At 59.2% G+C, this 6884-nt stretch carries 9 protein-coding genes; 7 read left to right on the forward strand and 2 right to left on the reverse strand.

Annotated features, from left to right (window positions below; genetic code table 11):
- Positions 1 to 12 precede the first annotated feature (12 nt).
- Positions 13 to 492 (reverse strand): hypothetical protein, encoded by a 480-nt coding sequence (locus tag PY649_RS07230; RefSeq protein ID WP_285867556.1) that lies wholly within the window; start codon positions 490 to 492, stop codon positions 13 to 15.
- Between PY649_RS07230 and coaD the strand changes: the two genes are divergently transcribed.
- The 7 genes from coaD (at position 442) to PY649_RS07265 (ending at position 6081) form a co-directional block, all read left to right on the forward strand.
- Positions 442 to 945, forward strand: a complete 504-nt coding sequence (gene coaD / locus PY649_RS07235; RefSeq protein ID WP_285867536.1) for a pantetheine-phosphate adenylyltransferase — start codon at positions 442 to 444, stop codon at positions 943 to 945. The two genes, PY649_RS07230 and coaD, sit on opposite strands and share 51 nt — an antisense overlap.
- 36 nt (positions 946 to 981) lie before the next feature.
- On the forward strand, positions 982 to 1554 hold the full coding sequence (locus PY649_RS07240; RefSeq protein WP_285867537.1) for a peptidylprolyl isomerase: 573 nt from the start codon (positions 982 to 984) through the stop codon (positions 1552 to 1554).
- 29 nt (positions 1555 to 1583) lie between these two features.
- The gene (locus PY649_RS07245) at positions 1584 to 2093 is read left to right on the forward strand and encodes a peptidylprolyl isomerase (RefSeq protein WP_285867538.1); all 510 of its coding nucleotides are present in this window, start codon (positions 1584 to 1586) and stop codon (positions 2091 to 2093) included.
- A gap of 76 nt (positions 2094 to 2169) precedes the next feature.
- Positions 2170 to 3255: a tRNA preQ1(34) S-adenosylmethionine ribosyltransferase-isomerase QueA gene (queA, locus tag PY649_RS07250; protein ID WP_285867540.1), complete on the forward strand. Its 1086-nt coding sequence runs from the start codon at positions 2170 to 2172 to the stop codon at positions 3253 to 3255.
- A gap of 6 nt (positions 3256 to 3261) precedes the next feature.
- Positions 3262 to 4392, forward strand: a complete 1131-nt coding sequence (gene tgt / locus PY649_RS07255) for a tRNA guanosine(34) transglycosylase Tgt (RefSeq protein ID WP_285867541.1) — start codon at positions 3262 to 3264, stop codon at positions 4390 to 4392.
- A 245-nt stretch (positions 4393 to 4637) separates the two neighbouring features.
- A complete protein-coding gene (locus PY649_RS07260) occupies positions 4638 to 5078 on the forward strand; it encodes a VOC family protein (RefSeq protein WP_285867542.1) in 441 nt (146 codons plus the stop codon).
- A gap of 412 nt (positions 5079 to 5490) precedes the next feature.
- On the forward strand, positions 5491 to 6081 hold the full coding sequence (locus PY649_RS07265) for a cell wall hydrolase (RefSeq protein WP_432761331.1): 591 nt from the start codon (positions 5491 to 5493) through the stop codon (positions 6079 to 6081).
- Between the two features lie 95 nt (positions 6082 to 6176).
- Here the strand turns inward: PY649_RS07265 and PY649_RS07270 are convergent, their stop codons facing one another.
- Complete coding sequence (locus PY649_RS07270; RefSeq protein WP_285867544.1) at positions 6177 to 6599, reverse strand: DUF4864 domain-containing protein; 423 nt, start codon at positions 6597 to 6599, stop codon at positions 6177 to 6179.
- Between the last annotated feature and the right edge of the window lie 285 nt (positions 6600 to 6884).

Raw genomic sequence — 6884 nt, forward strand, 5'->3', positions numbered from 1 at the left:
TTGAGGCTCTGTTTACCAGCGCCCGTCTGAAGAGACCTTGAATGCCTTGTTCATCTGGCGTTCAGATTCGCGATGCGTTTTGCGCATGGCGTTGGCGATTTCTTGAGCAGAATTGGTGGCCTTTCCCTCGGCATGGGCAGTCGCCCACTCGATTTCGTAATTGTTCGCGAAAAGATGAACGACGTATTCGAGGATGAAAGAGCCGATAATGGCGACTGCAACCACAAGGACCAACATGGCCTGATATTCCCTGAGCCGGAGGCGGGTGAGCCGATGGAACCGGCCCGTTTCGATGTTGAAGCGAGTAAAGCACTGTTGATCTGAAACAGGCTTGAACGCTGCATTCATCTGCTGTTCAGAGGCGGCCGCGGGGTTGTAAATGACTTGCGATACCAGCCCATCCGTGACAAAAGGCGTCGAAACAACGGGCCGGCCTCTGGTATGACGATAGCCTTTTATCCCGGATCCTTCGATCCGATGACCAATGGACATCTGGACGTCCTTGTGCAGGCGCTGAATATCGCCTCCAAGGTTATCGTCGCCATCGGCGTCCATCCCGGCAAGATACCGCTTTTCTCCTTTGAGGAACGCGCCGAATTGATCAGGCGGTCGCTCGCCGACGCGCTGCCGCAGAAGGCCGGCGATATTTCTGTCATCGCTTTCGACAATCTGGTCGTTGATGCGGCCCGCAAGCACGGCGCGAGCGTCTTGGTGCGAGGCCTGCGCGACGGCACCGATCTTGACTATGAAATGCAGATGGCCGGCATGAACCGTCAGATGGCGCCTGACATTCAGACCCTGTTTCTGCCTGCCGGTACGGCATCGCGGCCTATAACCGCCACATTGGTGCGTCAAATCGCATCCATGGGCGGCGATGTCAGCGCCTTCGTGCCATCAGCGGTTCTCGAAGCCCTGACAGACAAGTTGAAAAATGCGGCCAAGTAAAAGATCGGCCGACTTTATTTTCCGAACGGAGCACCCATGAAACTCTTTCATCTCGCATTGGCAGGCTTTCTTAGCCTCGCTGCCTTCGCAGGCAGCGCCCTCTCGGCGGCGGCCGATGATTTTCTGACGATCCAGCTCAAGGATGGCCCCGTCGTCATTCAGCTCATGCCCGACGTTGCCCCGAAGCACGTCGCGCAGATCGAAGCGCTGGCGAAGAAGGGTGCATACGACAACGTCGCCTTCCACCGCGTCATCGATGGCTTCATGGCCCAGACCGGCGACGTGAAGTTCGGCAACATGGCCAAGGGTTATGACCCGCAGAAGGCCGGCACCGGTGGCTCCGATTTGCCCGATCTTCCGGCCGAGTTCTCCAAGGTTCCGTTCACGCGCGGCACCGTCGGCATGGCGCGCGCGCAGGACCCGAATTCCGCCAATTCGCAGTTTTTCATCATGTTCGCTGACGGCGATTTCCTGAACGGCCAATACACGGTCGTCGGCAAGGTCGTCTCCGGCATGGAACTCGTCGACAAGATCAAGCGCGGCGAAGGCCAGAACGGCGAAGTGAGCAACCCTGACCGCATGGTCAAGGTCACCGTCGGCAAGAAGTAAGATTCGAGAAGAGAGAAGAGGAAACGCAAATGGCTGAGATCAAGGATCCCGAAAACACCCTCATCCTGGAAACCACCAAGGGTCAGGTTGTCATTCAGTTGCTGCCGCAGGTCGCTCCTGAGCATGTTGCCCGCATCAAGGAACTTGCCCGCGAGAAGGCCTATGACGGTGTCGTTTTCCATCGCGTCATCGATGGCTTCATGGCTCAGACCGGCGACGTGCAATACGGCAAGCAGGGCGGCGAGAGCTTCAATCCCGGTCGCGCCGGCATGGGCGGCTCCTCCAAGCCGGACCTGAAGGCTGAATTTTCCGCGACGTCGCACATTCGCGGTACCTGCTCGATGGCCCGCTCACAGAACCCGAACTCAGCCAACTCGCAGTTTTTCATCTGCTTTGCCGATGCGCCGTGGCTGAACAAGCAGTATTCGGTCTGGGGTCAGGTGATCGACGGCATGGACAACGTCGACAACATCAAGCGCGGTGAGCCGGTGCGTGATCCGGATTCGATCGTTTCCGCCCGGGTTGCCGCCGACGTCTGATCGTGATTATTCCTGAAGCCCGCCTCTTGCGCCTCAGGCGTGAGGGGCGGGTTTCGCTTTGCTGAGATTGCCAAGAATGCGTGTTGACCTTTTCGATTTCGACCTGCCGGACGAGCGCATTGCGCTGAGACCCGCCGAGCCGCGCGATAGCGCGCGCCTGCTCGTCGTCAATCCGAATAATGGTGCAAACACGCAGAGCGACCATCAGGTGCGGGATCTGCCGTCCTTCCTGCGCCCCGGCGACGCCATGGTCTTCAATGATACCAAGGTGATACCGGCGCAGTTGGAAGGTGTTCGTCACCGCGACGGTGCACCTGGTCAGCAGGTATCGGCGACGCTGCACATGCGCGCCACGCCCGACCGCTGGAAGGCCTTCGCCAAGCCGGGCAAACGCATCAAGATCGGCGATCGCATCCAGTTCGGCCACGGCGAGAGTGTCTGCATCCTCAGCGCTCTTGATGCGGTGGTCGAGGAGAAGGGCGCGGGCGGCGAGATCACGTTGCGCTTCGATCTTTCCGGTCCGGCACTGGATGAAGCGATTGCCGCGGTCGGCCATGTCCCGCTGCCGCCCTATATCGCCGCCAAGCGACCCGAGGACGAGCGCGACCGTGCCGATTACCAGACGATTTACGCACGCGAGGAGGGCGCCGTCGCCGCCCCGACTGCCGGGCTGCATTTCACCCCGTCACTGTTTGCCGCGCTTGATGCCATGGGCGTCGAGCGGCATTTCGTGACGCTGCATGTCGGCGCCGGCACTTTTTTGCCGGTAAAGGCCGACGACACCGAAGACCACAAGATGCATTTCGAAATCGGCTACGTCGACGCGACGACGGCGGCGAAGCTGAACGCGGTGAAGGCGAGGGGCGGGCGAATCATCTGCGTCGGCACGACCTCGCTGCGGCTGATCGAGAGTGCCGCCGGCGATGACGGAACGATCAAGCCCTGGTCGGGCGCGACCGGCATCTTCATCACGCCCGGCTACCGTTTCAAGGCGGTCGATCTTTTGATGACCAATTTCCACTTGCCGCGTTCGACGCTGTTCATGTTGGTATCGGCCTTTGCCGGCCTCGATACCATGCGCGCGGCCTACACCCATGCTATTGAGACAGGCTATCGCTTTTATTCCTACGGCGATGGCAGCCTGCTCTACCGGAAAGACTAAGACGAAATGAGCGAGAGCTTTCAGTTCCACTTGAAGAAGACCGATGGCGGCGCCCGTCTCGGCGAAGTCTCCATGCCGCGCGGCACGATCCGCACGCCGGCCTTCATGCCGGTCGGCACGGTCGGCACGGTCAAAGCGATGTATCTCGATCAGGTTCGCGAAACCGGCGCCGATATCATCCTTGGCAATACCTATCATCTGATGTTGCGCCCGACCGCTGAGCGCGTCGCCCGCCTCGGGGGCTTGCACGAGCTCATCCGCTGGCAGCACCCGATCCTGACAGACTCCGGCGGTTTCCAGGTGATGTCGCTTTCCGGCCTGCGCAAGCTCGACGAGCAGGGAGTCACGTTCAAATCGCACGTCGATGGCAGCACGCACCATATGTCGCCGGAGCGTTCGATCGAGATCCAGGGGCTACTCGGTTCCGACATCCAGATGCAGCTCGACGAATGCGTGGCGCTGCCTGCGACGCCAAAGGAGATCGAGCGTGCCATGGAGCTGTCGCTGCGCTGGGCCGAGCGCTGCAAGGTTGCCTTCGGCGACCAGCTGGGCAAGGCGATGTTTGGCATCGTACAAGGCGGCGATGTGCCGGAGTTGCGCGTGCGTTCGGCTCAGGCGCTGCGTGAAATGGACCTGAAAGGCTATGCCGTCGGCGGCCTTGCCGTCGGCGAACCGCAGGATGTGATGCTGCGCATGCTGGAGCTTACCCTGCCGGAATTGCCGTCCGACAAGCCGCGCTACCTGATGGGCGTCGGCACGCCGGACGATATCCTGAAATCCGTCGCCCGAGGCATCGATATGTTCGACTGCGTGATGCCGACTCGCTCCGGCCGCCATGGCCTCGCGTTTACCCGCCGCGGCAAGGTCAATATCCGCAACGCCCGCCACGCCGAGGACATGCGTCCGCTCGATGACCAGTCGAATTGCCCGGCCTCGCGCGACTATTCCCGCGCCTACCTGCATCATCTCGTCCGCGCCAACGAGGCACTTGGCGGCATGCTGCTGTCCTGGCACAATCTTGCGTACTACCAGGAACTGATGCAGGGCATTCGTCAGGCGATCGCAGAAGGCCGCTTCGCCGATTTCATGGCCGAGACGCAGGAGAATTGGGCAAGGGGCGATCTCGAGTCGGCGTGATGCACGAACGGTGAGAGTGTCAATGCGCTGCGCTTGAATACATCTTGATTTCGCGCTAATTGAAGCCTGTCGAAAAAGGCAGGGTTGGTTTCGGTAGGCCCAATCCCTTCCATCAGGAAGCTCTGCTCTGCGCCATTGGCGTGAGGGCCCGCGACGCGGAACTTGGTCATTGTGGCCGAGTACCCCGCGTTGGTGTGGGCCGTTTCGAGCGACATGCCTCTGCGGGGACACCCCTTGGAGCTGTCATGCGACTGAATCACCTGGATTTGCATGTTCCCGACGTCGCCGCGACGCGGGATTTTTTCGTTTCCGTCTTTGATTTCACCGAAATCGAAACAGGCCGAGCGAACGGTCGGGCCATCCTGCGCGACGATGCCGGGCTCGAACTGGTCGTCAGCCGTCCGGCGGATGCGTTCGGCGGAGCTGATTCAGCATCCGTCGGCCGCAACACCTATCACATCGGCTTCGTGCTGCCGTCGCGCGAGGCTGTGGACGCACAATTCGAGCGCGTCAATTTGGCTGGCTGCGAGATCTGCAAACCGCCGTCGGCGGTGAGAGGCGGTTGGTTGTTTTATTGCTTCGCACCAGGGCAAGTTCTGATCGAAGTCAGCTGGCGTCCAGAGCCTATTGCTAATTTAGAAAATATAATATCAGCAATGGCTTATGTCGCGATCTTCGTGTCATGAATTAGGCGTTTCAGGCGGTATATTTGAGCTCTTTCAAAAGGCCGCCTGAGACCGCGCTGTGATGGGATGCGTTTGGAAAAATAGCGGATTGCAAAACGATCCCTTGGCCCTGATAAGGCTCATTTGTCATATTTTTGGTGCTTTATGTTTGAAATTCCTTAAAAGTTCGGCTACAAAACCACCCACTTTATCGATAAGGGCTCACTAATAAAATAGGAGGCACCTGCCGTTGAGGGCGCAACGCGCATTGGGGACCTGTCTTTCCGGACTAATATTTGTCGGATTGGCAGCCACGGGCTGTACGACGGTGGCGAAAGCACCCTCGACCAGCCAAAACTCTTCCAAGTCCATTCGACCGACGAAGGTAACCTACAACTACACGGCTAAAGATCGCGACTGTTTGAAGCGAGCCATGTATTTCGAGTCCGAGCACTCGAACCATGATGGATACATGGCAGTGGGATCGGTCGTGATGAACAGGCTGACCTCCGGCGCATACGCCTCGTCGATCTGCGGCGTCGTCGCGCAAAAAAGGCAATTTGCGCCAGGGGTGATGACGAGGACGGTCAGCGACCTGGCCGAACCGGATCTCGACCAAGTCGCGTCGGAGGTTCTCAATGGAGAACGGCATCCGGAAGTCAAGGACGCGATGTTCTTCCACACGGAAGGTCTGAAGTTCCCGTACAATAACATGCACTATGTTGCCGTGGCCGGCGGAAACGCCTTCTATGAGAAACGCGGGCTGGATGGGGCGCTTGAAACGCCAGCGCCGCTCCCGGGTTACGAAGTTGCAATGAACTATGTGACCACGAACGCGGTCACAACAATGCCATCTCCGATCTTGTTGCCAACCGGGAACCAGATCCCCATTCCAACGCTGGATCCGACCACGACCGCAAGCATCAGCGCAGTGCCAACGTCTACGGTAGCCGTTCCGGCACCCCGGCCTGCGATTGATGGGGCGGCGGCTCACCCCGTCAGTTTCGGCAGGGCGGGCGGCTAAAACTCGTCCAGGCGTGACGAGGATTTGAATGGTATTGCTGAGGCAAAACAGCCGTTCACCGGCAGCACCTGCTGCGAAGGCAGAGGGGATTTCGCTTAAATCCCCTCGCTCGTCGTGTTGGGCAGGATTTGCACGCCATTGATCTTGTAGCTGCCATCCGGCTGACGTGTGATCTCATAGATCGCAGTCCAGTCTTTGTCGTCCGTGCCGGTGATCAGCACTTCTTGATAGACGACGGCGCCGTTGTCGATGGAGCGGCTCTTGCCGAAGGCGTAGTTGCCGGGGTGGAATACCGGTTGATAGCTCTTCTTCACCATGGCGAAGAAGGTATCCTTGTCGGGAAAAAGCGCTTGGATGCCGGGCGCGGCGAAGGAGTATGCGGCCGTCGCATCATTGTGCAGAAAAGCTTCGATCTGTTCTTGGATCAACGTCTGTGCCGATTGTACCGGATCTTCCGCTCGTGCGGCCGGTGCGAAGGCGAGAGTGATGCAGAGGGCGGCGAGAGATAAAGCGCGCATGGACAATCTCCGGCAATATTCCGGAGAAGATAGCGCGCTTTAAGTTTTGCAAAAGGGACGACGGGAGTGTGGTCGTGATCAGTCTTTTGCCACGAAGCGGCCCGGCAAGCTCCGCGAAGATATCGCGAACGCTGCTCGGGCTGTTTGTCGATCCAAAGCTAGCCGGAGGAGCCAAGCCCGATTATTGCCAGCGGCGGAACAGAGCGCTGGCATTCACGCGTGCGCGGCGGCAATCACGGTGAGATTCAGCGTCAATCAGGATGAGACTCTGCGGCGGGGTTGTAA

Origin of the sequence: Rhizobium mayense, assembly GCF_030272705.1 — a bacterium.
GTDB lineage: Bacteria > Pseudomonadota > Alphaproteobacteria > Rhizobiales > Rhizobiaceae > Rhizobium > Rhizobium mayense.

Coding starts and splice junctions, on each gene's coding strand:
- coaD (WP_285867536.1), top strand. CDS start 442: ATGACGATAGCCTTTTATCCCGGATCCTTCGATCCGATGACCAATGGA.
- PY649_RS07230 (WP_285867556.1), bottom strand. CDS start 492: ATGTCCATTGGTCATCGGATCGAAGGATCCGGGATAAAAGGCTATCGT.
- PY649_RS07240 (WP_285867537.1), top strand. CDS start 982: ATGAAACTCTTTCATCTCGCATTGGCAGGCTTTCTTAGCCTCGCTGCC.
- PY649_RS07245 (WP_285867538.1), top strand. CDS start 1,584: ATGGCTGAGATCAAGGATCCCGAAAACACCCTCATCCTGGAAACCACC.
- queA (WP_285867540.1), top strand. CDS start 2,170: ATGCGTGTTGACCTTTTCGATTTCGACCTGCCGGACGAGCGCATTGCG.
- tgt (WP_285867541.1), top strand. CDS start 3,262: ATGAGCGAGAGCTTTCAGTTCCACTTGAAGAAGACCGATGGCGGCGCC.
- PY649_RS07260 (WP_285867542.1), top strand. CDS start 4,638: ATGCGACTGAATCACCTGGATTTGCATGTTCCCGACGTCGCCGCGACG.
- PY649_RS07265 (WP_432761331.1), top strand. CDS start 5,491: ATGTATTTCGAGTCCGAGCACTCGAACCATGATGGATACATGGCAGTG.
- PY649_RS07270 (WP_285867544.1), bottom strand. CDS start 6,599: ATGCGCGCTTTATCTCTCGCCGCCCTCTGCATCACTCTCGCCTTCGCA.